Consider the following 22,752-nt stretch of genomic DNA (forward strand, 5'->3'; position numbering starts at 1 on the left):
GACTCGTGGTGTTTCCGAGCCTCACACTTCCCGGCCCGGGAAGCACGGACCAGGCCCGGCCCTGCCCAGACCAGATCCTGGTCACCAGGCCGCCGGGTCCTCGGGCGCCAGCTCCTCGGGCAGCGGCGCCGAGTGCACCACCGCCAGCCCGGACACCGCCCGGGTCAGCGCCACATAGAGGCGGCGCAGTCCGGTGCGCTCGTCGGGCTCGCCGTCCACGACGGCGGCGGGCTCGTCCAGGACGACGTAGTCGTATTCCAGGCCCTTGGCGAGGGTGGCCGGGACGAGGGTGAGGCGGGCCTCGGCGGTGGTCTCGTCGCCGGGGGCCAGGTGGGACAAACCGGCTTGCGCAAGGGCGTCGGTGAGGGCGGGGATGCGGGCGTCGGCGGCGATGAGGCCGACGGAACCCTCGTTGCGCAGGGCGGCCTGGCAGGCGGCGATGACGGCGGCGTCCAGGTCGGTCACCTGCTCCACGGAGAAGTCGCCGGGGCTGTCGCGTACGGAGGTGGCCTCGTTGAGCCCCGGCGCGATGGCCGGCAGCAGCCGGGAGGCGTACGCGATGACCGAGCGCGGGACGCGGAAGCCCCGGGTCAGCTCCTCGACCTGGGCGCCGGGCTTGCCGAGGTGGGTGAGGGCCTCCTCCCAGCTGGCGGTGGCCCAGGGGGTCGTGCCCTGGGCGATGTCGCCGAGGACGGTGGCCGAGCCGGTCGAGCAGCGGCGGCCGACGGCCCGGTACTGCATGGGCGACAGATCCTGGGCCTCGTCGAGGACGACATGGCCCAGCGAATGCGTGCGCTGGACGAGGTCGGCCGCCTCGTCGACCAGGACGGTGTCGGCGGCCGACCAGCGGGCCGAGGCCAGGCCCCGGGCCGGCTTGGACCACAGGATTTCCTTCTGCTCCTCCGGGGTCAGAATCCCGTCTGCGCATGCGGCGAGGAATTCCGGGTCGGACAGCATGCGCAGGACGGTTTTCGCCGGGTCCACCGGCGGCCAGACCTCCTTGACCGCCGCCTTCACGGCCGCGTTGCGCGCCACCGCGTCCTGCACCCGGTCGTCCGGCGCCTCGCCCGACTGCTCCATCCGTACGAGCACGGCATGCGCGATCCGCTGCGGCAGCGCGTCGCGCGCCGCGCCGTAGCGGATGTCACGCTCCATCATCTCCCGCACCAGCTCTTCGAGTTCGTACGCCGGCACGCGCCAGCGGCGCGAGCCCCGTACGACCACGACGGGCTCGACCGGCATCCTGATCCCCGAGCGGACGGCCTTGCGCAGCACCTGCGCCATGCGCGCGTCGCCCTTGATCCGGGCGGCCGTCGCCGTGTCCGTCCCCTTCACCGGGACATGCGCCACCAGGTCGTCCACGGTGGCCTGCTTGATGCCGATCTCGCCCAGCGCGGGCAGCACCTGCTCGATGTACTGCAGGAAGGACGCGTTCGGCCCGATCACCAGCGTCCCGGTGCGCGCCAGCCGCTCCCGGTGCGCGAACAGCAGATACGCCACCCGGTGCAGCCCGACGGCGGTCTTCCCGGTGCCCGGCGCGCCCTGCACGCACACCGTCCCCCCGATCCCCGCTCGCACGATCTCGTCCTGCTCCGGCTGGATCGTCGCCACGATGTCCCGCATCGGGCCCACACGCGGCCGCTCGATCTCCGCCTGGAGCAGCGCACTGGTCGCGTCCGCCTCCGCCGGGTCGGTGAGGTGCTCGTCCTCGTACGCCGTCAGCTCCCCGCCCGTGTAGCCGAAGCGGCGGCGCAGCGCCACGTCCTGCGGGTCGCGGCGGGAGGCGCGGTAGAACGGCTGCGAGACCGGCGCCCGCCAGTCGATGACCATCGGGTCGCCGCCACCATCGTGGACATGGCGGCGGCCGATGTAGAAGCGGTTCCCCGCGGGGTGGTGGACGTAGTCCAGGCGCCCGAAGAACAGCGGGGTGTGGGACATGTCCGCCAGCGCCTTGATGCGCAGCTCGATCTGGTGGTGCAGGATCTCGGCGGTCACCCAACTGGCCGCCACATCCCTGATGTCCAGTGCCTCGGCGTCCTCGCGCATCGCGCGCAGCGCGGCACGGGACGAGCTGAGGTGGGCGCGCTCGCGTTCGAGCGGGTCGGTGCTGTTGCTCTTGCTGGCGGGCATGACTGCATTGCCTCCGGCGGCACGTAGGGCATGGCTCAGCGGGCCGCCCCTGGCGGGGCGGCCGTGCGCTGTCCTGATACGAATCGGCTCTGCCGGCCGGTTTCCGTCCGGCCGGCGGCGCGACCGCCCGGCAGGGCCGGGCGGAAGGCGGCAAGACGCGCGATCCTACGCGGTCCGGTGGGTCCGGGGCCAATGGGTTTCCCGTACGTCTCTGGTATCACCGGCCGTCCGGGCAGTAGGACTTTTGGGGGAACGACCAGGGGCGGGAGTTCAAACCGGGGACGGATGTGCCGGCCGGGGTGGAATTCCTACATTGGGGACATGGAAAACACACAGAACTCGCTGGTGACAGCTCTGCAGGCGATACGGGTCTTCGCGACGACGGCATTCAGCGTCGTCGTCCTGGGCCGGACGGGGTGATCAATTCAGCCCGTCCGGCGTTTGAGGACACTCCCGAAGGAGCGGGGTGGGGGAGGTTCCCCCACGAACCGGGTCTACGCCAGAAGTTCGTCCGCGTCGACGATGCGGTACGCATACCCCTGCTCCGCCAGGAACCGCTGGCGGTGGGCCGCGAAGTCCTGGTCGATCGTGTCGCGGGCGACCACCGAATAGAAGCGGGCCTCATGGCCGTCGGCCTTGGGCCGCAGGACGCGGCCGAGCCGCTGGGCCTCCTCCTGGCGGGAGCCGAACGTGCCGGAGACCTGGATGGCGACGGTCGCCTCGGGAAGGTCGATGGAGAAGTTGGCGACCTTGGAGACGACGAGGACGGAGATCTCGCCCCGGCGGAAGGCGTCGAAGAGCTTCTCGCGCTGGGCGTTTGACGTCTCGCCCTTGATGACGGGCGCGTTGAGGTGTTCGCCCAGCTCGTCGAGCTGGTCGATGTACTGGCCGATGACCAGGGTCTGCTCGCCCATGTGCTTGGCGACCAGCGCTTCGGTCACCTTCCGCTTGGTCGCGGTCGTCGCGCAGTACCGGTACTTCTCCTCCGCCTCGGCGGTGGCGTACGCCAGCCGTTCCGCGTCCGTCAGGTTGACCCGGACCTCGACGCAGTCCGCCGGAGCGATGTAGCCCTGGGCCTCGATCTCCTTCCAGGGGGCGTCGAAGCGCTTGGGCCCGATGAGGGAGAAGACATCCGACTCGCGGCCGTCCTCGCGCACCAGGGTCGCGGTGAGGCCGAGCCGGCGCCTGGCCTGCAGATCGGCCGTGAACTTGAAGACCGGTGCCGGAAGCAGGTGCACCTCGTCGTAGACGATCAGGCCCCAGTCGCGGGAGTCGAAGAGCTCCAGGTGGGAGTAGACGCCTTTCCGCTTGGTCGTGAGGACCTGGTACGTGGCGATGGTGACGGGCCGGATCTCCTTCCGCGTACCGCTGTACTCGCCGATCTCGTCCTCGGTCAGCGAGGTGCGCTTCACCAGCTCGTGCTTCCACTGCCGGGCGGAGACGGTGTTGGTGACAAGGATCAGCGTGGTCGCCTTGGCGGTGGCCATCGCGCCCGCGCCGACCAGCGTCTTACCCGCTCCGCAGGGCAGGACGACGACACCGGAGCCGCCGTGCCAGAAGCCCTCGACGGCCTGCTTCTGGTAGGGGCGCAGGGCCCAGCCGTTCTCGTCGAGTTCGATGGGGTGGGCCTCGCCGTCGACGTAACCGGCGAGGTCCTCGGCGGGCCAGCCGAGCTTGAGGAGCACCTGCTTGATCTGGCCGCGCTCGGAGGGGTGGACGGCGACGGTGTCGGGGTCGAGGCGGGCGCCGACCAGCGGGATGATCTTCTTCGAGCGGAGGATCTCCTCCAGCACCGGGCGGTCGGTGCTGGTCAGGACCAGGCCGTGGACGGGGTGCTTGGCGATGGTGAGGCGGCCGTAGCGGGACATCGTCTCGGCGATGTCGACCAGCAGGGCGTGCGGCACCGGATAGCGGGAGTGCGAGACGAGGGCGTCGATGACCTGCTCGGCGTCATGGCCGGCCGCGCGGGCGTTCCACAGGCCGAGCGGGGTCACCCGGTAGGTGTGGATGTGCTCGGGGGCACGCTCCAGCTCGGCGAAGGGCGCGATGACGCGGCGGCAGGCGTCGGCCTGGGGGTGGTCGACCTCCAGCAGCAGCGTCTTGTCGCTCTGGACGATGAGGGGCCCGTTGTTCACGCCGCCGCCCTTTCCGTTGGCGTTCCGTGTGGGGACAAGCGTCCAGTGTCCTACATCAATGCACGGCTGTGGCGTGCGTAGTGATGTTGGCAGTGGGTAGCCGCTTGGGGTGACGCGTCCAGTCGTATCATCACGCTTGCGGAAAAAGCCGACGCCGGAGCCCGAGCCCGCCACCAGGCCGGAGCCGAAGCCCTCAGAGCCGAAGCCTTCACGACTACGGAAGATCCAGGTGCGAGCGCCGCTCGCCGCGTTCGCGCGGTTCCTGGCGGTGCTGGTGGCGCTGCTGCTGATGGTGGCCTTCGCGGTCGTACTGGCCAAGGCCACGCTTTCGCCCTCGTACGCCTCCGAGGGCATCGCGCACTCGAACCTGCAGCCGGGGGCGTCGCTGCGCCGGTACTACGAGCGGTACACCATGGCCGGGGCGATCCGGCAGGTGGGCGGGAATGTGCTGCTGGGGGTGCCCTTCGGGGTGCTGCTGCCGGTCGCGGCGCCCAAGGCGCGCGGGGTGTGGCGGGTGCTGCTGATCACGCTGACGGTGATGGTGCTGGTCGAGCTGACGCAGGGGGCGATCGTGGCGGGGCGGGCCTTCGACATCGATGACGTGATCCTGAACACGGCCGGGGCGCTGCTGGGGTATCTGGTGCTGGGTCGGCGGCTGGGGAAGTGGATCAGGCGGGGTCATCCGCAAGCTCCGCAACGCCGGTGATGCGGTGCAGGGCGAAGGTGCGGACCTCGTCGGCGGTGTGGTCGTAGGCCGTGACGAAGCCGCCCTCGACGCGGACCGGGCCGATGACGCGCTGGCTGGCGGCGCCGTCGGCGTTGACGTAGCCGATCCAGACGGATTCGCCGGTGAGGACGGCCGCCTGCATGGTGGCCAGCGTCTCGGCGGCGGCGCTGCGCGGCAGGCCGTTTGTGGCGGGGGCGGGCACGGTCCGGTGCACCGCCGTCGAGGCTCGGTCGCCGGCCCGGATGGCCCGGACTGCGGCGCCGAGCAGCGTCGCGGCGGGGGCCGGGGGGCCGTCGGCGACGGGGGTGGGCGCGGCGCGGGGCGGGGTGCGGTGGGCGTCGGCGCGGGTGATCAGGACATCACCCTCGGCGGACTCGGCGGCCGGGGCGAACCCCATCGCGCGCAGCCGTTCCAGGAGCGTGACCGGGTCGCTCTGCGCGGCCAGCACGGTGGGGGCGAGCAGCCGCAGGCCGAGGCCGGCGGCGCGGCGGTCGGCGAGCAGCTCGCTGAGCAGGGCGCTGTCGTCGCAGCGTACGTATGCCGAGGCCGCGCCGACGCGCAGCCGGCCGTGGCGGCGGGCCACATCGTCGATGAGGTAGCTCAGCGGCTGCGGCACGGGGGTGCGGGAGTGCTCGGCCAGGAAGGCGTGCAGCTCGGCGGCGGTCCGGCCGGCATCCAGGGCACGGCGTACGGAGCCGGGGGTGAAGCGGTAGACGGTCGCGCCGCCCTTGGACTCGATGTCGGCCAGGACGTTGAGGGTCTCGGCGAGGTGCGGCTGGAGCGGGCCGGGGGCGATCGCGGTCAGGTCCGCCTGGAGGAGGACGTGGTCCAGCGGGTGGGGCAGCAGCGGCGCCAGCAGCCGCGCGGCTCCGGCCTCGGCGGCGGTGCCCGCTTCGAGCAGGGCCCGGGCATGGGCGGCCAGCGCGCCCCGGCCCGTGATGCCCAGCAGCTCCGCCTCGGTGACCGTCCAGCGGACCAGGTCCGCGCGCAGGCTGTCCGGGCCGGGGTTGCCGCGCAGGGGCCGCTCCCAGCGCAGCCGCGCCAGCAGCGCGTCCGGGGTGGCCGAGGCCCCGGGCGGCAGCTCCGCCAGCAGCTCGAGGATCCGGCGGCGTACCTCCGGGGTCAGTGACCGGTCCAGCTCCGGGCCGAGCGCGCTCAGGGCCCGGCCCTTCGCGTCCTTGCCGCCGACCAGGCCGGCCGTGCGGGTGGCGGTGAGCCAGGCCGTGGCCAGCGTGGTCCAGCGGTCCTGGGCGGGCAGCGGCAGCCAGTCGTCGTACGCCGGTGTGGGCGCGTACGCCTCGTCGGCCTCGCCGTCCGAGGCGAGCAGCCCGGCGGCGTAGGCCAGTTCCAGCCAGAACGCGGCCATCTGCTCGGGCACGTCGAGGACGGTGGCCGTGCGCTTGAGGTCCCGGACGCTCAGGCCGCCGGCCCGCAGGACGGGCGGGCTGTTGAGCTCCAGGTGCTTGAGGAGTTCCTCGGCGGTGCGGGTGGCGGCGAAGGCCTGGCCCGCGGCCGTTCCGTCCACAGCCTGTGGATCGTGCGCGGTCGCCTGGACGGGGGGCGCCGCCGGCTCCGGAGCGCGGTGCGCCCGGCCGCCGCGCAGGTGCAGGGCGACCTCGCGCGGCAGCACGACATTGCGGGGGCCCGAGGGCAGCAGCAGCGCCCGGTCCAGCAGCCACCTGATGTGGGCCTGGGTGGCGGTCACATCCGTCACCTCGCCGTAGGGCGGGCCCCAGGTGAGCTTGGCCAGGACGGCGGTCGCCTCCATCGGCGCCTCCGCCAGGACGGCGGTGAGGCGGGCGCGGTCCTGGAACAGTGCGGTGAGGGAGCCGACCGCGCTGACCGGGTCGTGGGTCGGCGGCAGCCCGGCGTCGGCGAGGATCTGCTGCAGGCGGCCCGGCGACGTACCGGCCGTCGCCTCCGCGACCGTCGGCCCCAGCCCGGTGGGCGACGGCGCCCCGGCGGTGGGAGCGAGAAGGTCCCGGGCGGTCCGGATGAGGCGCAGCGCGTCGTCCTCGCCCCAGGCCAGGGCGAGGGCGCGCAGCGTCTCCACGGCGTGCGGGAGCGCTGCGTCCACGGCGGGGTCGCCCGCGTCGCCGGTCATCAGCGCGCGCAGCGTCTCGTACGGGCAGCCGTCCGGTGCCACGGCGAGGGCTTCCGCGGTCTGCAGCGTGAACCGGTCGAGGCGTTCCAGCGCCCGTACGACCGATGCGCGCGTCCCGGCCCGGGTCGCCAGCTGCGTCAGGTCGTTCGGCACCGGGCTGAGCAGGTCTGGGCGCGCCTGCAGGAGCCTGCCCAGGGCGTCGTCGCCCCGGGCGCGGAGGGCCTCCGCGAGCGTGCGGGGGCGGTGCGGGCTGCTCATCCCACCCACAGTAGCCGGGGGCTCTGCCCGGACACCTCAGCGAGGCGGTAACTTCGGAGCGTGGGGGCTGAGAGCGATCACCTGATTTTCGACTATCTGAGCAAGGTCGGCGACCTTGCTCAGACGCGGCTGTCCGTGGAGCGCCGGGTGCGGCTCGTGACGCGGTTGCGGAGCGACATCGACCAGGCCAGGGGGCGCGCGGGGAGTGACAGCCCGGCGGCGGTGCGGCGGATCCTGGGGAAGCTGGGGTCGCCGGACGAGGTGGTGGGCGCGGCGGAGGGTGCGGCGGGCGCGGCGCCGGACGTGTCGGCGGGGGTGCCGGAGCAGCGGACCGCCAAGGCCGGGGAATGGTGGCGGCTGGGGGAGAAGCAGGGACCCCAGCAGCCGGAGGAACCCCAGCTGCCGCAGGTACTTCAGTGGCCCCGGGAATCGCTGGAGCCAATGGTTCCGGGGCAGGAGCTCGCGGGGCTGCCGGGGATGACGGGCGGCGTGACGGTGCCGCTGGGGCCCGTGGCGGAGGACGAGGAAGAGGAAGAAGCCGAGGAGGAGGAAGCGCCGGAGAAGACCTCGCTCTGGCGCCGCCTGCGCAGGAGGCGCGCCGCCCCGGAGGCCGAAGCCGAGGAGGAGGACGAGGACGGGGATGGCGTAGGCGGGCCGGAGGCTCCGGCGACCAGGGTTCGCGCCCGGGCCCGCCTCGCCCCTGTGGAGACCTTTGCCGCGCTGCTGCTCGTGGCGGGCGCCGTTCCGATACGCGGCACGTGGCCGGCGCTGGTGGTCGGCTGGCTCATCGCGTACTACTCGCCGAGGCTCACGCGCGCGCAGGCGAAGTTCGCCGCGCTGACGGTGCCGGGGCTGGTCGCCGGTGGCGCGCTGGTGTGGCTGTGGGGGCGGATGGACGGCCGGTGGGGGGAGCCGATCGCAGAGGGGCAGCTGGATACGGCGATAGGCGGGGCCTTCCCCGTGGTGGTGCGGATCGCGGCGGTGGCGTCGGCCGCCTTCCTGGTCTGGCGGAGCCGCCGGGCATAATTTCCGGCATGGTTACCGTCGGCTTCGACCTCGACATGACGCTCATCGACTCGCGCCCCGGCATCAAGGCCGCCTTCGAGGCGCTGTCCGCCACGACGGGCGTGTACGTGGACGCCGACCTGGCGATCACCCGGCTCGGGCCGCCGCTGGTGGACGAGCTGGCGCACTGGTTCCCCGCCGAGGACATCGAGGCCGTCGCGGAGATGTACCGGCACCGGATCTACCCCGTGCACGCCATCGCCCCCACCCTCGCCATGCCCGGCGCCCGGGAGTCCGTCGAGGCGATCCGCCGCGCCGGCGGCCGGACGGTGGTGGTCACCGCCAAGTACGGAGGCAACGCCGTACGGCACTTGGAGCACCTGGACATCGCGGCCGACGCGGTGGTCGGGGACCTGTGGGCGGAGGGGAAGGGCGCCGCGCTGATCGAACACGGCGCTTCGGTCTACGTCGGCGATCACACCGGCGATGTGCGCGGAGCCCGTAGGGCCGGTGCGCTGTCCGTGGGGGTCGCCACCGGGCCGGTCGGCGCAGCCGAACTGCGCGCGGCGGGCGCGGATGTGGTGCTGGCGGACCTGACGGAGTTCCCGGAGTGGTTCGCGGGCTACCTGTCGGAGGCGGCCTGAGCTGCCTGACCGGCCTGCCCCGCCTGACCTGCCTGAGGGCGCTGCGCGAGCGCCGTGCGCAGCAGCCCGCCCAGGGCCAGCGCGAAGCCGACGCCCATCAGCATCGACACGAGGTAGGCGGCCGTCGGCAGCGGGTCGGAACCGAGCAGCAGCGGGGCCACGGTGGCCAGTGTGCCGAGCGCGCCGATGATGAAGACGACCGCGCCGGCGCGGACCAGCATGTCGCCCGCGTTCTTGGTTTCATACGTCACCCGACCAGGGTAGGTCGCGTCCAGCAACCCGCAGCGCATTGGCCGAATGAGAGGCATCACAGCGTCTGGACACACCCCCTGGGGCCACTAGCCTATGGGCAGGCGGGTCTACGGACGGACCCGCCTTTGCGCTCACCGCAATCATCATCACTATCTACATCTGAGGACGAGGTCGGACGTGCCTACCGGCAAGGTCAAGTGGTTCAACAGCGAGAAGGGCTTCGGCTTCCTCTCCCGCGACGACGGCGGCGACGTCTTCGTGCACTCCTCCGTACTCCCGGACGGGGTGGCCACACTCAAGCCGGGCCAGCGCGTGGAGTTCGGCGTCGTCGCCGGCCAGCGCGGTGACCAGGCACTCTCGGTGGCCCTCCTCGACCCGGCGCCCTCGGTGGCCGCCGCACAGCGCCGTAAGCCGGACGAACTGCTGCCGATCGTCCAGGACCTGACCACGCTGCTGGAGGATGTCGCGCGCTCGCTGCAGCGCGGGCGCTACCCGGACAAGGCCCACGGGCACAAGATCGCCTCGGTGCTCCGGGTCGTCGCCGACCAGTTGGACGTCTAGTGCGGTGACCGGAATGGTTCGCCGGGTCCGTCCGGCTTCCGGTTCCGTCCTCAATCGCCGGACGGGCTGAACTCAGCCCGTCCGGCGATTGAGGACAAAGCGCAGCCGGCGGGCTGCGCAACCCGGCGAACGTACCCGGCCACAGCACTAGCCGTTGTCAGAAGTCCAGCGCGTGCGGTCCGAGGGGCGGCACCAGCCCCTCGGCCGCCGCGCGTGTCAGCAGCCCCCGTACCGCCGCATAGCCGTCCTCGCCGAGGTCGGCGGTGAACTCGTTGACGTAGAGCCCGATGTGCTGGTCGGCGACCTTGGGGTCCATCTCCTGGGCGTGCTCCAGGACATACGCGCGTGAGGCCTCGGGCTCGTCCCAGGCCATGCGTACGGATTCCCGGATGGCGGCGGCCAGTTCGCGCAGCCTCGCCTCGCCGAGCGAGCGCTTGGCGATGATCGCGCCGAGCGGGATGGGCAGGCCGGTGGTGGACTCCCAGTGCTCGCCCATGTCGGCGAGCTTGTGGAGGCCGTAGTTCTGGTAGGTGAAGCGGGCCTCGTGGATGACGAGCCCCGCGTCCACGCGGCCGTCGCGCACCGCGGGCATGATCTCGTGGAAGGGCAGGACCTCGATCTTGCCGACGCCGCCGGGCACTTCGGCGGCCGCCCACAGCCGGAAGAGCAGATACGCGGTCGAGCGCTCGCTCGGTACGGCGACCGTCCTGCCCGCCAGGTCCAGGCCCGGCTCGCGGGTCAGGACCAGGGGGCCGCAGCCGCGGCCGAGCGCGCCGCCGCAGGGCAGGAGCGCGTACTGGTCGAGGACGTACGGCAGGACGGCGTAGGAGACCTTGAGGATGTCGAACTCGCCGCGCTCGGCCATGCCGTTGGTGAGGTCGATGTCGGCGAAGGTGACGTCGACCGGCGGGGCGCCGGGGACGAGGCCGTGCGACCAGGCGTGGAAGACGAAGGTGTCGTTGGGGCAGGGGGAGTACGCGATCCGCAGGGTCATCGTTCCGTCTCCCAGGTGTCGATTACGGGGGCGAGGTCCCGGAAGGCCTGCGTGAGGGCGGCCAGGGCGCGGCCGATCTGCCAGGCGGCGCGGTCGCGGGGGCCGACGGGGTTGGAGATCGCGCGGATCTCCAGGACGGGGATGCCGTGGGCGGCGGCGGCCTCGGCGACGCCGAAGCCCTCCATGGCCTCGGCGGCGGCCCGGGGGTGACGGGCGGCCAGCTCGGCGGCCCGCTCGGCGGTGCCGGTGACCGTGGAGACGGTGAGAACGGGGGCGTACGCGGCGCCGGTCGCCTCCGCGACGGCGCGGGACAGCTTGCCGGGCGGGAGGTGGGCGCTGCGCCCGAAGCCGAGCTCGTCGACCGGCACGAAGCCGTCGGCGGTCTGCGCGCCGAGGTCGGCGGCGATGATCGCGTCCGCGACGACCACCGATCCGACGGGGGCGAGGGGCTGGAAGCCGCCGCCGATGCCCGCGGAGATCACCAGGCCGTACGGCAGGTCGTGCGGAGCCCTGGCCAGCGCGGTGGCGGTGCCGGCCGCGGCTGCGGCCGGGCCGACCCCGGCGGCGAGGATGTCGTACCCGTCGTACCCGCTGGCGGCCAGGGCCTCGGCCTCGGCCGCCACGGCGGTCACGACGAGCAGGCGGACGGACGACAACCGACTACGCCTCCTTGACGAGCTTGACCTTCCACACGCCGAGGTAGTTCTTGGCGTCCTTGCCGTCGGTCTCGATGATGTTGAGGGTCACCGAGTCGGCGCTGGTGCCGGTCGTGGAGTCGGTGAAGAGGGAGTCCTTCTCGCCCAGCGTCCAGTACGTCTTGTCGGTCAGGATGTCGGTCTTCTGGGACAGGCCCGCGGCCACCAGCCAGCCGTTCTTGGCGATCTTCGGGTCGACTCCGATGCGCACCGTGTCGCCGGCGCTCACCTTGATCGTCTGGGTGGGCTTGGCGTTGTTCAGGCAGACGGCGAAGGCAGCGGTGGCGAGTTTCCCGCCATCCAGGTAGCACTTCGAGGCGGCCTCGGTGGTCACTGTCTTGTCGCCCACGGTGATGGTCGCCAGCGGGGTCGGCTTCTCGCAGGCGGAGAGGGCGACCAGCCCGAGGGACACGGCACCGATGACGGCGGCACGGCGGCGAATGCTCATGGGGGTGAGGCTACCGGGCGGTTCCTGTCACGCCGCGCGCGGGTGCCCCGCGCCGCGCCGAGGAGCCGCCCGCAGGCCGCGCAGCGCCACCAAGAACCCGGACGCCACCACGGCGGCGGCCACCGACATGCCGAGCGTGCCGTTCAGCGGAAGCACGATGCCCAGCGCTCCGCCGATCACCCAGGCCATCTGCAGGGCCGTCTCGGAGCGCGCGAAGGCCGACGTACGGAACTGCTCGGGCACATCGCGCTGGATCGTGGCGTCCAGCGACAGCTTGCTCAGAGCCTGCGAGATGCCGGCCACCGCCGCGACCAGCGCGATCGTCAGCGGCCCGTACCAGGCCGCCGCCGAGGTCACGGCGACCAGCGCGCACGTCAGCGCGGTCGCGATGATCTTCTCCGGCGGCCGGGCCCGCAGCCAGGACCCCAGCGCCGTGCCGAAGGCGTTCCCGGCGCCGGCCGCCACCGCGACCACGCCGAGCGAGAAGGCCGCGCTCAGCCCGCCGAGCGGCTGCTCACGCAGCAGGAAGGCCAGGAACAGCGTCAGGAAGCCGGACAGGAAGCGCAGCGCCGCGTTCGCGCCGAGCGCGTTGAGCACGGCGGGTCCGACGGTGCGCAGCCCCGGGCGGGCGGCGGGCTCCTCCTTCTCCATGGAGGGATGGTGTCCGGGCAGGTGGTGCTCGCCCGAGGTCAGCTGGGCCCGGGCCTCGCCCTTCGCCGAGTCGACCTTGTGGGGGAGGGAGAAGGACAGCACCGTGCCGCCGACGAAGACCACGAAGGCCCCGTAGAGCGGCGCTCCCGGGGAGATGAGGTGCAGCAGGCCCCCTATGGGCGCGGCGACCGCCGTGGCCAGCAGCCCGGCGAGGGTGACCCGGGAATTGGCCTTCACCAGTGTCGTACGGGCCGGGAGCAGGCGCGGCACGACCGCGCTCCGTACGACGCCGTACGCCTTCGACGCGACCAGGACGCCCAGCGCGGCCGGATACAGCTCCAGCCCGGCCGTCGAGACGAGGTCGGCCATCGTCCAGGCCAGGATCGCCCGGGTCAGCATGGACATGGCCATAGCGGCCCGGCGGCCGTGCGGGATACGGTCCAGCAGCGGGCCGATGACCGGCGCGAGCAGGGCGAACGGGGCCATGGTGACCAGCAGGTACAGTGCCACCCGGCCGCGCGCCTCGCCGGTCGGGACCGAGAAGAAGATCGTGCTTGCCAGCGCGATCGTGATCAGCATGTCTCCGGCCGAGTTCACGGCGTGCAGCTCGATCAGCTTCGCCAGGCCCGACTCGCCCGCGCCGCCCGCGTGCGTATGGCGGCGGACGCGGCGTCGCGTCGCGCTTCCCGAGCGGTGCACGACGCGCGCGAGGGCGTTCCCTGCCTTGCGAATCGGTCCGGGTCCGGACGTCACCGTGCGTGCCACGCTGGCCATACTGCCCCACCGGGCGGCATCTTTACCCGATCTGCAACCCTCCGTTTGCGGACAGAGTGCGCACCGATAGCGTGCGATCCCGCAGAATGGTGTTCAACAGGTGCGCCCGAGGTTGTCCGGGAAGCTCGCGTCGACGCGGTCCGATGGTCCGCTCCGCTGCTCCCCCCGCTACCGCCTTCGACCGGCGCACACGTGAAACGGCGTAGGAGAGAATCGATTCTTGTGAGTGCGACGACGATGCGAAGCCGTACCCCCGACCGCCTGTGCGCCGATGCGGTCGATGTCGCTCTTGCGGCGGCCGAGGAGGCCTTCGGGCCGGACTCCGTGGGCGATCACCTCGGATCGGTGGCCGAGGGGGACCGGGTCGTCACGCACTTCTTCGCCTGCCACGAGCCCGCCTACCGGGGCTGGCGCTGGGCGGTCACCCTCACGCGCGCCTCGCGGGCCAAGGCCGTCACCCTGGACGAGACCGTCCTGGTCCCCGGGCCCGAGGCCGTCCTCGCCCCCGAGTGGGTTCCCTGGAGCGAGCGACTCCGTCCGGGTGACATGGGCCCCGGCGACCTGCTCCCGACCGAGGCCGAGGATCTCCGGCTGGAGGGCGGCTGGTCCGGCGAGGACACCCCGCCCCCGAACTCCGTCGTCGCCGAGACCGCGGCCGCGGCCGGCGAGGACGACGTCGTCCTCGAACCCGCCGGGCCGCCCGCGGTGGGCTCCATCGGCTCCGTCGCCGAAGAGCTCGGCATGGGCCGCCACCGGGTCCTTTCGCGCTACGGGCTGCACGCCGGGGCCGACCGTTGGGAGGAGGCGTACGGCCCCAAGACACCCATGGCCCAGGCCGCCCCTGCCCCGTGCGTCAGCTGCGGCTTCCTGGTGCCGCTGGCGGGGTCGCTGCGGCAGGCCTTCGGCGTCTGCGCGAACGAGTTCTCCCCGGCCGACGGGCGTGTCGTCTCCCTGGCGTACGGCTGCGGCGGGCACTCGGAGGCCGCTGTGATGCCGAAGCCGCCGCAGCCCTCGGCGCCGGTGCTCGACGAGACCGCGATCGAGCCGCTGCCGCTGCACCCGGACCGGCACGGTTCCGTCGAGGACGGCGGCCCGGCGGAGGAGCTGGGGCACTCGTAGGTTTTTCAGCCGAGGACGGGCTGATTCAGCCCGTCCGTCGTTTGAGGACCGGGGTCCAGGGGCGGAGCCCCTGGTTTCGGGAAGGGGCGGGGTGGGGGATCTCCCTCGGCCGCCGGCCCGCAGACGACGCCGTACCGCAACCACGCACCCCACGGCCGCGCGGTAACGTCGCCAACGCACGGCAACGCTTCGCAGAACACGGCACAGGGAGACGAAAACGTGAGCGGCACGGGAGTGGTGCGGCGGGAGCCGGACGGCGGAGCCGATCCGTTCGGGACCGCGCGGCTGCGGCGCGGCGTGCTGGACGCGTGGGCGGCGTCACCGGCCCGGTTCCGGGAGGACGCCAACGCCGAGGAGGACCTCGCGCTGGGCGGCTACCGGGACCGCCTGGTGATCGAGCTGGCGCAGAACGCGGCGGATGCCGCCGTACGCGGCAAAACCCGGGGCCGGCTCCGCCTCACGCTGCGCGAGGGCGTGCTCGCCGCCGCGAACACCGGCGCGCACCTGGACGCGGCAGGCGTCGAATCCCTGTCGACGCTGCGGGCCAGCGCGAAGCGCGAGGACGACGCGCAGGACACCGTCGGCCGCTTCGGCGTCGGCTTCTCCGCCGTCCTGGCCGTGAGCGACGAACCGGCGGTCGTCAGCCGGACCGGCGGCGTCCGCTGGTCCCTGGCCGAGGCCCGTGACCTGGTGACGGGCATCCCGGCGCTGGCGGACGAACTGCGCCGGCGCGACGGGCACGTCCCGACGCTGCGCCTGCCGCTGCCCGCCGAGGGCACCGCGCCGGACGGGTACGACACGGTGATCGTGCTGCCGTTGCGCGACGGGGCGGCCGAGGACCTGGCGGAACGTCTCCTCGCCGGGATCGACGACGCGCTGCTGCTGACGCTGACCGGCCTGGACGAGGTCGTGGTCGACACGCCGGAGGGCGTACGGACCATGACGCGCCGTCAGCACGAGGACGGCACGGTCCTCATCGAGGACAGCGCCGCCGGGACGACCCGCTGGCGCACCGTGAGCGCCGCCGGCCGGCTGGAGCCGGGGCTGCTGGCGGACCGCCCGGTCGAGGAGCGGCTGCGCCCGGTGTGGTCGCTGACCTGGGCCGTGCCCGTGGACGAGGAGGGCGCCCCGGCGCGCCCCCGCACGGCGGCGTATGTGCACGCGCCGACGCCCACCGAGGAGCCGCTGGGGCTGCCCGCGCTGCTGATCGCGTCGCTGCCGCTGGACCCGACCCGGCGGCATGCCGCGCCGGGCCCGCTGACGCAGTTCGTGATCGAGCGGGCGGCGGAGGCCTACGTCAGGCTGCTGGCCGAGTGGCGTCCGGTCGGCGCCGGGATCGTGGACCTGGTGCCGGGGCCGCTGGGCAAGGGCGAGCTGGACGGGAAGCTGCGGGAGCGCGTGCTGGCGGCGCTGCCGCGCACGGCGTTCCTGCCGCGTGCCGTGGTGCCGGAGCCCGAGGACGGCGAGGACCGCGACCCGGAGGCCATGCGCCCGGTCGAGGCCGAGGTGCTGGAGGGCGCGAGCGCGGCGACGGTCGAGGTGCTGGGGGAGGTGTTCCCGACCCTGTTGCCGTACGGGCTGGAGCGGCGCCCCGAGCTGCGGGCGCTGGGCGTGGCGCGGCTGCCGCTGGGCGACGCGATCGACCGCCTCGGCGGGGCCGAGCGCCCGGCGGCCTGGTGGCGGCGGCTGTACGACGCCCTGGCGGGGACGGACCCGGACCGCCTCAGCGGTCTGCCCGTGCCGCTGGCGGACGGCCGGACCGTGGTGGGGCCCCGGCAGGTGCTGCTGCCGCTGCCGGAAATGGACACGGTGTACGGGGACAGCGAGCCCGCCGCCCGCGACGCCCTGCCCGCCGCGGCAGAGCTGGCCCGGCTGGGGCTGCGGGTGGCCGACCCCGAGGCCGCGCATCCGCTGCTGGAGAAGCTGGGGGCGACCCCGGCGACGCCCCGGGCGGTGCTGACGACCCCGCAGGTGCGGGCGGCGGTGGCCGGGTCGCTGGACGCGGGCGAGTCGGCATGGGACGAGGACGCGCTGGACCCGGAGGAGCTGGCCGAGGTCGTCCTCGGGCTCGTACGGGCGGCGAACCTCGCCCCCGGCGACGAGCCCTGGCTGGGCGCGCTGGCCCTGCCGGACGACGAGGGCGAGCTGGCCCCGGCCGGCGAGCTGGTGCTGCCCGGCTCGGCTTTCGAGCAGGTCATCCGGGAGGACGAGCTCGGCGCGGTCGACGCCGATCTGGCCGCCCGCTGGGGCGAGCAGCCGCTGACCGCTGTCGGCGTCCTGGCCACCTTCGCCCTGGTCCGGGCCACCGATGTGGTCCTCGACCCGGACGAGCTGGAGCCGCGCGAGAGCGAGTGGGCCGAGCCGGACGACGCCGGGCTGCTGGACGCGGTGGACGTGTGGTGCGAGGACGTCCTCGATCAGCTCCCCGAGGCAGACGTCCCGCCGGTCGCCACCGAGCTGATCGCCGTCCGCGACCTGGATCTCGTCGACGACGACGCCTGGCCGCAGGCCCTGGCCATGCTGTCGCGCCCCCCGCTGCGGGACGCGATCACCCAGCCCGTACGGGTCCTGCTGCCCGACGGCACCACCGAGTCCGTACGCCCGTACGCCGCCTGGTGGCTCCGCGACCACCCCGTCCTGGACGGCCGCCGCCCCGTCGGCCTGCGCTCCGCCGGCGGTGACCCGCTGCTCGCCGGGCTCTACGAGGAGGTCGAGGCCGGCGCCGCCGACGAGCAGGTGCTGCGGGCCCTGGGGGTGCGGACGTCCGTCGCCGCCCTCCTGGACGAGCCCGGGGGCGCCGCCGAGCTGCTGGCCCGCCTCGCCGATCCCGGGCGGCCGGTGTCCCCCGCGCAACTGCATCGGCTGTACACCGAGCTGGCCGGCCTCGACCCCGAGCAGGTGACCCTGCCGGACGACCTCCGGGCCGTGGTCGATGGCCGGAATGTGGTCGTTGTGGAAGCCGCCGAGGCTCTGGTGGCGGACGCTCCCGATCTGCTGCCGCTCGCCGAGGGTCTGCCCCTGCTGCCCGTACCGCCTTTCCGTGCCGCCGAATTGGCGGAGCTTTTCCAGGTGCGCCGGCTGAGCGAGGCCTTTACGGCCCCGGTGATTTCGCAGGGCGAGCCGCACGAGGTCCCGGACGCGGTGCGGGAATTGCTGCCGGGCGCTCCGCTTTCGTACGTCGAGCACGAGGAATTGCTGGTCGAGGGCGGCGACGGTGGCATCGAGGTGGACTGGCGCTGGGTGGACGGCGTACTGCACGCGGCCACGGTGGAAGGCGTCGCGGCCGGTCTGGCCTGGGCCTCCGGGCAGTGGCAGCGGCGGTTCGAGGTCGCGGCACTGCTGGAGGACCCGACCCGGACGGAGGAGCTGGCGCGGGACCGCTGGTTCGACTGAACCCGCTGTTGAAAACTAAAGATTTCGTATCGGCGCGGTGTGCAGATCGTTTTCGCGTTGTGAAGATCTGAGGATTAAGCATAGAGTTTCGGCCAGTTGACGTCGCCGCGTGCTGCGCCCCTTCCGTCGGGCGCCGCGGGACGTCCTGAGTCTTGTGGAGAATCATGCGCATACGTACTGCCGCAGCTGCCGTTTCCGGCGCTCTGGCTCTCTCCGCCTTCGCCGTGCCTGCCGCCAACGCCGTGGAGATCCCCACCACGTACTCCAACGTGGTGGTCAACGGCGGCCAGCCGATCTACGTCGGCACCACCGCCACGAAGACAGTCAAGGTGACCTTCACGGTCACGCACGCCTACGCGCTGACCTACGTGGAGGCCGACCTCTACCGCGGCTCCTCGGCCGACCCGGCCAACGTCATGGTCGGCGAGAACCCGGCGACCTGCACCACCGTCGACGCGACCACCGCGACCTGCGTCCAGAGCATCGTCGCCGACCCGACCCTGCTCGCCAACAGCGACGCCACCACCTGGTACCTGATGGCGCTCGCCCAGGACAGCGACGAAAACCTCATCGGCAAGAGCGGCCTCGCCCCCACCAAGGTCCAGCGCACCTCCCATCTGACCACCGACGCCGCCCCCGAGCCGGTGAAGAAGGGCAAGACCATCACGGTCAAGGGCACCCTGACCCGCGCCAGCTGGGACACCGGCAAGTATGTCGCCATGGCCAACCAGACGGTCTCCCTGCAGTTCAAGGCGGCCGGTGCCAGCTCCTACACCACGCTGAAGACGGTCACCTCCTCCTCCACCGGTGCCCTGTCCGCCACGACCACGGCGACCGTGGACGGTGCCTACCGCTACAGCTACGCGGGCATCGGCACCACCCACGGCACGAGCGCGACCGGCGACTCGGTCGACGTCCAGTAGTCACGCGTCATTACGTGTGCGGCAGGGCCGCCGGTCTCGGACCGGCGGCCCTGCCGCATTTTGCTCCGCCTTGGGACAGTCTTGTGACAGTTCAGGCCGTTGTGGAGATTCTGTGCCGACATTAGCCTCCGCGGGAGGAGCAGTCTCTGACGATTCGTCAGGACCTCCTGTCCAGTCAAAACCTGTGGGGGGTTTCATGCGTATTCGCATACTTGGCGCAGCCATGTCCGGCGCCCTGGCTCTTTCCGCGCTCGCTCTTCCGGCCGTCGCGCATGCCGACGAGGGCGAGGGCGACACCGCGATCACGAAGGTCTCCGTCAACGGGGGTCAGGACATCGTGCTCGGCACGACCGTCAAGAAGAAGATCACGGTCACGGTGACCGCGACCGACGACTCCGGCATCAGCAACGGCCTGCTCGCGCTGTGGCACGGGTCGAACATAGAGGACCTCGACGGTGGGCTCTTCCCGAACGAGAACGCCGGTACGTGCACCGCGTCGGCGTCCGATCCCACCAGCTCGACCTGCAAGCTCACCATCACCGTCGACCCGCGGACCGATCTCTACAAGAACGCCCTGGCCGGTACGTGGAAGGTGGCCGTCCAGGCCGTCGGCAATGACGGCAACTACGTCTTCCTGGAGGAGTACTCGCACGCCAAGGTGAAGCGCGCCGCCAGGCTGACCGTCAACGCCGCCCCCGAGCCGGTGAAGAAGGGCAAGACCATCACGGTCACCGGAAAGCTGAGCCGCGCGAACTGGGAGACCCATACGTACAGGGGCTACAGCACCCAGTCGGTGAAGCTGCAGTTCCGCAAGAAGGGCAGCGACACCTACACCGACGTGAAGACGGTGAAGACCAGCAGCACCGGCACGCTCAGGGCCACCACCAAGGCCACGGTCGACGGCTTCTACCGCTTCGTGTTCGCGGGCACGGGCACCACCGGGACCGCGACGACCTACGGCGACTTCGTCGATGTCAGATAAGCGCTAAGCGACGGTACGCGGCGCCGGGTCACCGTCCGTCACGGCGGCCTGGCGCCACGCGACCTCCAGTACCACCCCGGCCGCCGCCGCCACCGCGACGGCCGTCCACGGCCCCTGCGTGCCGACCAGCTTGAGCGCGAAGAACTCCTGCAGCGAGGGTGTGGCCAGCACGATCAGGAAGCCGGCGCCCATCGAGAGCACTAGCAGGATCCGCCACCAGGTGTAGGGGCGGGCGACGATCGCCAGCACCCACATCGAGATCAGGAAGAGCGTGAGGGTGGCGGCGCTGGTCTCGGCGTCCAGCGCGCCCGCGCCCCGGTAGTGGTGGCGGGCCAGCAGATACGTCACGAAGGTGGCGGCGCCCGCGATGAGCCCGGCCGGGAGCGAGTAGCGCATCACCCGCCGTACGAAGTGCGGCTTGGCGCGCTCCTTGTTGGGGGCCAGCGCCAGGAAGAAGGCGGGGATGCCGATGCTGAGGGTGGACAGCAGGGTGAGGTGCCGGGGCAGGAAGGGATAGGGCACCTGCCAGATGGCGACCAGTACCGCGAGCAGCACCGAGTAGACGGTCTTGGTGAGGAAGAGGGTGGCCACGCGCGTGATGTTGCCGATCACGCGCCGCCCCTCAGCGACCACCGAGGGCAGTGTGGCGAAACTGTTGTTGAGCAGGACGATCTGGGCGACGGCCCGGGTCGCCTCACTGCCCGAGCCCATGGACACCCCGATGTCGGCGTCCTTCAGGGCGAGCACGTCATTGACCCCGTCGCCGGTCATCGCGACGTTGTGGCCGCGCGACTGCAGCGCGCCGACCATGTCCCGCTTCTGCTGCGGGCTGACGCGGCCGAAGACGGCGGCGCGGTCCAGCTCGGCCCCCATGGCGTGCCGGTCGGCGGGCAGGTGGCGGGCGTCCACGGTGCGTTCGGCGCCGGGCAGGCCGAGCTTGCCGGCGACGGCGCCGACGGAGATGGCGTTGTCGCCGGAGATGACCTTGGCGTGGACGTCCTGCTCGGCGAAGTAGCGCAGCGTGTCGGCGGCGTCGGGGCGCAGCCGCTGCTCCAGGACGACGAGGGCGGCGGGGGTGACGGCGCTCCCCACAGCCGGATCGTTGAGGTCCTTGCGGGCCCGGGCGAGGAGGAGGACGCGCAGGCCCTGGTCATTGAGGCCGTCGACCTCGGCGAGGGCGGGGTCCGTGGCCGGGAGGAGGACATCGGGGGCGCCCAGGAGCCACGTACTGCTGTCGCCGTCGGGCTCGTTGAAGGCGGCGCCGCTGTACTTGCGGGCCGAGGAGAAGGGGAGCGCCTCGGTGCAGCGCCAGCCGGGGTCGGCGTCGGCGGCGTAGGCGGAGATGATCGCTTCCAGGCTGGCGTTGGGGCGCGGGTCGGCGGCTCCGAGGGCGCCGAGGACTTTGCGTACGTAGGCGTTGTCGTGGTCCGCGAGGGGCCGCAGCTCGGCGATGTCCATGCCGCCCTCGGTGAGGGTGCCGGTCTTGTCGAGGCAGACGACATCGACCCGGGCGAGCCCCTCGATGGCCGGCAGCTCCTGGACGAGGCACTGCTTGCGGCCGAGCCGGATCACGCCGATCGCGAAGGCCATCGAGGTGAGCAGCACCAGCCCCTCGGGGACCATGGGGACGATGCCGCCGATCATGCGGCGGACCGCCTCGCGCCAGTCGTGGCGTTCGACGACGAGCTGGCTGATGATCAGGCCGATCGCGGTCGGGATCATCATCCAGGTGACGTACTTCAGGATCTGGCTGATGCCGCTGCGCAGTTCGGAGTGGACGAGGGTGAAGCGGCTGGCCTCCTCGGCGAGTTGCGCGGCGTACGCCTCCCGGCCGACCTTCGTCGCGGCGAAGGCCCCGCCGCCGGCGACCACGAAGCTGCCGGACATGACGGTGTCCCCGGGGCGCTTGACGACCGGGTCGGCTTCACCGGTGAGCAGGGATTCGTCGATTTCCAGGCTGTCGGCCTCCACGACCTCGCCGTCGACCACCACCTTGTCTCCGGGGCCCAGTTCGATGACGTCGTCGAGCACGATCTCCGAGGTGGACACCGGGACGGCGGCGCCGTCCCGCCGGACCGTGGGCTTGGCCTCGCCGATGACGGCCAGGCTGTCCAGGGTCTTCTTGGCGCGCCATTCCTGGATGATGCCGATCGCGGTGTTCGCGACGATGACGAAGCCGAACAGGCCGTCCTGGATCGGCCCCACGACCAGGATGACCAGGAACAGCCCGCCGATGATCGCGTTGAACCGCGTGAAGACATTCGCCCGTACGATTTCGGCCATCGAGCGCGACGACCGTACGGGTACGTCGTTGACCTCCCCGCGCGCGACCCGCTCGGCGACCTGCGCTGTGGTCAGCCCGGCTTTCGGGGCCACTTCGGTCTGCACGCGATCCGTCATGAGTTCGACGGTACGTGCCGATGGCCTCCGGCACCCCTGGAGATCCGTCCCCTTCGGGACATCCAGGGGTATCTCGGGGTCGGCCTCATTCCTGAGGCTGACCCGTACCGCCCTCCTCTGATACCGCTGCCGCAGCCCGGCGCAGTGCGTCCCGCCGGGCGCGCACGTACCACAGCCCGATGAGGCCGAGGCCCGCGCCGGCCAGGCAGGTCCAGATCCACCAGGTGTGGCCGTGGTCGGCGTACCAGCCGTAGAAGGGCAGCTGGACGACGAAGAGCGCGAACCACACGATCGTGCCGATCGTGACCGTCGCGACGTCGTTCGCCTCCAAGGCCTCGGGCGCCTCGCGCTCCGGCGTCGTCCACTTGCTCAGTCGCATGCGCACAGCGTATGCGCTCCGGGCGGACATCTACGCGCGGAGATAGCGTTCGCGGCGGCTATATGTTCATACTGAAACCGTCTGGTTCCGGCCGGATTCTTTCGTAGCAATCTCCAAACCCGCATCTCCGACCTGCATCTCCACCCCGCACTCTCCAAGCGCGCCGCACCCGCACTGC

18 protein-coding genes are annotated in these 22,752 nt (G+C 72.3%); 8 read left to right on the forward strand and 10 right to left on the reverse strand.

What is annotated here, in order from left to right:
* Window positions 1-81: 81 nt before the first annotated feature.
* Window positions 82-2,130 (reverse strand): HelD family protein, encoded by a 2,049-nt coding sequence (locus OG607_RS25860; RefSeq protein WP_405728019.1) that lies wholly within the window; start codon window positions 2,128-2,130, stop codon window positions 82-84.
* A 494-nt stretch (window positions 2,131-2,624) separates the two neighbouring features.
* Window positions 2,625-4,265 (reverse strand): DNA repair helicase XPB, encoded by a 1,641-nt coding sequence (locus OG607_RS25865; RefSeq protein ID WP_405728022.1) that lies wholly within the window; start codon window positions 4,263-4,265, stop codon window positions 2,625-2,627.
* A 229-nt stretch (window positions 4,266-4,494) separates the two neighbouring features.
* Here OG607_RS25865 and OG607_RS25870 point away from each other — a divergent pair, with 229 nt between their 5' ends.
* Complete coding sequence (locus tag OG607_RS25870) at window positions 4,495-4,971, forward strand: VanZ family protein (protein ID WP_405728025.1); 477 nt, start codon at window positions 4,495-4,497, stop codon at window positions 4,969-4,971.
* On the opposite strand, the gene OG607_RS25875 is transcribed toward OG607_RS25870, so the two are convergent.
* Window positions 4,934-7,354 (reverse strand): helicase-associated domain-containing protein, encoded by a 2,421-nt coding sequence (locus OG607_RS25875; RefSeq protein WP_405728028.1) that lies wholly within the window; start codon window positions 7,352-7,354, stop codon window positions 4,934-4,936. The two genes, OG607_RS25870 and OG607_RS25875, sit on opposite strands and share 38 nt — an antisense overlap.
* A gap of 60 nt (window positions 7,355-7,414) precedes the next feature.
* Between OG607_RS25875 and OG607_RS25880 the strand changes: the two genes are divergently transcribed.
* Both OG607_RS25880 and OG607_RS25885 read left to right on the forward strand, forming a co-directional pair.
* Window positions 7,415-8,380, forward strand: a complete 966-nt coding sequence (locus OG607_RS25880) for a hypothetical protein (protein WP_405728031.1) — start codon at window positions 7,415-7,417, stop codon at window positions 8,378-8,380.
* Window positions 8,381-8,388: 8 nt separating this feature from the next.
* Entirely contained in the window at window positions 8,389-9,003 is a 615-nt protein-coding gene (locus tag OG607_RS25885; RefSeq protein WP_405728034.1) for an HAD family hydrolase, read from the forward strand.
* On the opposite strand, the gene OG607_RS25890 is transcribed toward OG607_RS25885, so the two are convergent.
* Window positions 8,982-9,224 carry a hypothetical protein gene (locus OG607_RS25890; protein ID WP_405737040.1) on the reverse strand — a complete coding sequence of 81 codons (243 nt, stop codon included), beginning with the start codon at window positions 9,222-9,224 and terminating at the stop codon, window positions 8,982-8,984. The two genes, OG607_RS25885 and OG607_RS25890, sit on opposite strands and share 22 nt — an antisense overlap.
* 208 nt (window positions 9,225-9,432) lie before the next feature.
* Between OG607_RS25890 and OG607_RS25895 the strand changes: the two genes are divergently transcribed.
* Window positions 9,433-9,816, forward strand: a complete 384-nt coding sequence (locus OG607_RS25895) for a cold-shock protein (protein WP_405728037.1) — start codon at window positions 9,433-9,435, stop codon at window positions 9,814-9,816.
* A gap of 157 nt (window positions 9,817-9,973) precedes the next feature.
* Here the strand turns inward: OG607_RS25895 and OG607_RS25900 are convergent, their stop codons facing one another.
* From OG607_RS25900 to OG607_RS25915, 4 genes are read right to left on the reverse strand one after another with little or no spacing between them, the layout of a single operon-like run.
* A complete protein-coding gene (locus tag OG607_RS25900) occupies window positions 9,974-10,810 on the reverse strand; it encodes a 1,4-dihydroxy-6-naphthoate synthase (RefSeq protein WP_405728040.1) in 837 nt (278 codons plus the stop codon).
* The gene (locus OG607_RS25905) at window positions 10,807-11,466 is read right to left on the reverse strand and encodes a futalosine hydrolase (protein WP_405728043.1); all 660 of its coding nucleotides are present in this window, start codon (window positions 11,464-11,466) and stop codon (window positions 10,807-10,809) included. The genes OG607_RS25900 and OG607_RS25905 overlap by 4 nt, the downstream gene beginning before the upstream one ends.
* A gap of 4 nt (window positions 11,467-11,470) precedes the next feature.
* Window positions 11,471-11,953, reverse strand: coding sequence for a hypothetical protein (locus tag OG607_RS25910; protein WP_405728046.1), 483 nt, complete (start codon window positions 11,951-11,953; stop codon window positions 11,471-11,473).
* A gap of 27 nt (window positions 11,954-11,980) precedes the next feature.
* Window positions 11,981-13,378 (reverse strand): MFS transporter, encoded by a 1,398-nt coding sequence (locus tag OG607_RS25915; protein ID WP_405728049.1) that lies wholly within the window; start codon window positions 13,376-13,378, stop codon window positions 11,981-11,983.
* A gap of 237 nt (window positions 13,379-13,615) precedes the next feature.
* Between OG607_RS25915 and OG607_RS25920 the strand changes: the two genes are divergently transcribed.
* From OG607_RS25920 to OG607_RS25935, 4 genes are all read left to right on the forward strand, one after another.
* The gene (locus OG607_RS25920; protein WP_405737042.1) at window positions 13,616-14,497 is read left to right on the forward strand and encodes a DUF3027 domain-containing protein; all 882 of its coding nucleotides are present in this window, start codon (window positions 13,616-13,618) and stop codon (window positions 14,495-14,497) included.
* Between the two features lie 219 nt (window positions 14,498-14,716).
* Window positions 14,717-17,890 carry a sacsin N-terminal ATP-binding-like domain-containing protein gene (locus OG607_RS25925; protein ID WP_405728052.1) on the forward strand — a complete coding sequence of 1,058 codons (3,174 nt, stop codon included), beginning with the start codon at window positions 14,717-14,719 and terminating at the stop codon, window positions 17,888-17,890.
* Between the two features lie 164 nt (window positions 17,891-18,054).
* Window positions 18,055-18,813, forward strand: a complete 759-nt coding sequence (locus OG607_RS25930) for a calcium-binding protein (protein ID WP_405728054.1) — start codon at window positions 18,055-18,057, stop codon at window positions 18,811-18,813.
* 196 nt (window positions 18,814-19,009) lie between these two features.
* Window positions 19,010-19,795: a DUF5707 domain-containing protein gene (locus tag OG607_RS25935; protein WP_405728057.1), complete on the forward strand. Its 786-nt coding sequence runs from the start codon at window positions 19,010-19,012 to the stop codon at window positions 19,793-19,795.
* A gap of 3 nt (window positions 19,796-19,798) precedes the next feature.
* Here the strand turns inward: OG607_RS25935 and OG607_RS25940 are convergent, their stop codons facing one another.
* Together OG607_RS25940 and OG607_RS25945 are read right to left on the reverse strand one after the other, a co-directional pair.
* Window positions 19,799-22,195: an HAD-IC family P-type ATPase gene (locus tag OG607_RS25940; protein ID WP_405728060.1), complete on the reverse strand. Its 2,397-nt coding sequence runs from the start codon at window positions 22,193-22,195 to the stop codon at window positions 19,799-19,801.
* Window positions 22,196-22,280: 85 nt separating this feature from the next.
* Complete coding sequence (locus OG607_RS25945) at window positions 22,281-22,574, reverse strand: DUF2530 domain-containing protein (protein ID WP_405728063.1); 294 nt, start codon at window positions 22,572-22,574, stop codon at window positions 22,281-22,283.
* Window positions 22,575-22,752: the final 178 nt, after the last annotated feature.

Source organism: Streptomyces sp. NBC_01537 (assembly GCF_045040445.1).
Classification (GTDB): Bacteria; Actinomycetota; Actinomycetes; order Streptomycetales; family Streptomycetaceae; genus Actinacidiphila.